Annotated in this window: 2 protein-coding genes; both read right to left on the bottom strand. The window is 56.1% G+C overall.

The window, feature by feature from the left end; translation table 11 throughout:
• Nucleotides 1–1,200 (bottom strand): CdaR family protein (locus RTK01_RS16665; RefSeq protein WP_312282041.1); only part of this gene is annotated, 1,200 nt, incomplete at its 3' end.
• Entirely contained in the window at nt 1,187–2,071 is an 885-nt protein-coding gene (gene cdaA / locus RTK01_RS16660; RefSeq protein WP_312282040.1) for a diadenylate cyclase CdaA, read from the bottom strand. The genes RTK01_RS16665 and cdaA, both read right to left, overlap by 14 nt.
• Between the last annotated feature and the right edge of the window lie 170 nt (nt 2,072–2,241).

Below are 2,241 nucleotides of genomic sequence, written 5' to 3'. Positions count from 1 at the left end.
CACGTCCTCGTCATTGCCCACGATGACTTTTGCGGGGACTGTATAGCTCCCGCCCGCGGCGAGAATGTCCGTCAAATCCGCCGTCACCGTAATATCCTCCGCCTTGACAGACGCCACATCCGCTGCGGTTCCCCGCAGGGACACCGGCAGCTCCGTGGTCAGAACAGTTACAGTTTTCCCTTCCGGTACATTTTCACACGTAAAATTCACGGCATTGAAGTCGGCGGAGGCCATGTCCTTGAATCGGACGGTCATGGTTGCCCGGGCAGCTCCGCTGAGGTTTTCACAACCCGCGGGGACGTTGATGGTATACCGATAGGTGGAGGGTCCCACAAATTCCGCCAGTTCGAAATCGTCCAGCGTGATATACTCCACGTCCTTCAAAAGCTCTGCCGCGCCCGAAACCGTAATGCTGGCGGGGGTGATGGAATAGTCCAGATTCTTAACTCTGGCTCCAGCCGTCTCAATAAAGTTTACCCGAAGGGGCAGCTCCTTTTCCACGTTCACGGGCAGCGTCACCTGAATCTGATCGGAGGTTGCGCGCAGGTTGGAGGTGTCCTCAATCAGCTCTCCGGACTCGTTATAAAGCTCGTAGTCCAGCGCTCTGGAGACAGTCTCCGTGGCGTTGTCCACCGCAAGCGTTACCTTGGCATAGGCCACTGCGTCCACCTCGGTACGCGGGCCGCGCAGCTCCAGCGCCTCGGGCTCCAAACGGAGCTCACCGGCAATATACCCCTCGGCCACGGTACCCGTCAGCGTACAGCGGATATCTACGTTTCGCCGATAAAGCTCGCCGATTTCCACATGGGCGGCATAGGAGGCATTGGAATAGGAGACGGCGTCTCTTGGAATATTGCTGGGATAGCGAACCGTATAACCCACGTTGTGGGCCCCGGTTTCCGTAATATCGGACAGGTTTGCCTGAATGCGGATTTTATCAGGGTCCAGCTTGGCCAGAATCAGCCGCCGCGCCTTAATGGTCAGCGTCATGGTCTGGTCACTTTCCGGCAGAAGCATCAGCCCCCGGTCGGCCAGAATAGTATCCGACCCAACATATTCGATGGGGATATCGCTGATGGTTTTCTCCTTCTCGGGGTTATTGATGCTGTCCACATACAGCCAGATGGCACAGGAGCACAAAATGGAGAGGACGACATACAAAACCTTGCTTTTGTTCCAGCGCTGTTTATTGTTCTCCATTGCGGCCGCCTCCTTCCCCGCGGACACGCAGCAGCCCGAAGAAGCCCAGCTTCCGGTCCGACGGTTCTTTCTCCTGGGGCAGCAGCTCGTTGCGCAGGAGGTTTTCCAGCGTTTCCGGCATCAGATGCCGCTTCAGCATCCCGCCCACGGCCACGGAAATGGACCCCGTCTCCTCGGAGACAATCACCACCACCGCGTCGGAGTTTTCGCTCATGCCGATACCGGCCCGGTGACGCATCCCCAAGTCCCGTGAGAGATTCACGTTTTTGCTCAAGGGTAACATACAGCCCGCGCCCAAAACCCGTCCCTTTCGGACGATGACCGCGCCGTCGTGCATGGGCGCCTTCACGAAAAAGATATTTTTCAAAAGCTCGCCGGATACATCCGCGTTCAGCACCGTACCGCTGCGGACCATGTCGTCCAGCAGAATCTCCCGCTCGAAGACAATCAGCGCGCCGGTGCGGGATTTGGACATCTCGGTGCAGGCCAGAACAGTCTGTCCGATCATGCGTTCCAGCGTGCTCTCCGTCTCTCCTCTGGTGAAGAAAAAGGCCAGCCGACGGCTGCCCATCTGCTCCAGCACCCGGCGAAGCTCCGGCTGAAACAGGATGATGAGGGCCAGAACGCCCCACTCCACCATCCGGCCCATGATGTAACTGATGCCGTTGAGGTGAAAGATGGAGGACAGCCACAGCACCGCCAGAAAAATCAAAACGCCCTTTAAAAGATTTGCCACCCGTGAGGTCTTGACAAAGTTCAGCAGCTTGTACAAGACAATGGCCATCAGAAGAATGTCCAGAATGTCCGTGATTTCAATTGTCAGCAGATACCGGGCAATCATGCCTGGCAAAAGCGAAAATTTCGCGCTCATCGCTGTATCAGCTTCCTTCCCGGGTCAGGGCGGGATTCCGCCCACGGAGAAAGCCGTGGGATTCGGAGCACACCCAAATTACAAGAACGTTTATATTATATAGAGTATGACGCCAAATTACAAGGCGAAAGGCTTCAAGATTCATAGTAGGTTCAACGATTTTCAGGATT

The organism is Oscillibacter sp., from assembly GCF_031978065.1.
GTDB lineage: Bacteria > Bacillota > Clostridia > Oscillospirales > Oscillospiraceae > Oscillibacter.
This window is presented reverse-complemented; position numbering and strand designations above follow the sequence as displayed.

Coding starts and splice junctions, on each gene's coding strand:
- cdaA (WP_312282040.1), bottom strand. CDS start 2,071: ATGAGCGCGAAATTTTCGCTTTTGCCAGGCATGATTGCCCGGTATCTG.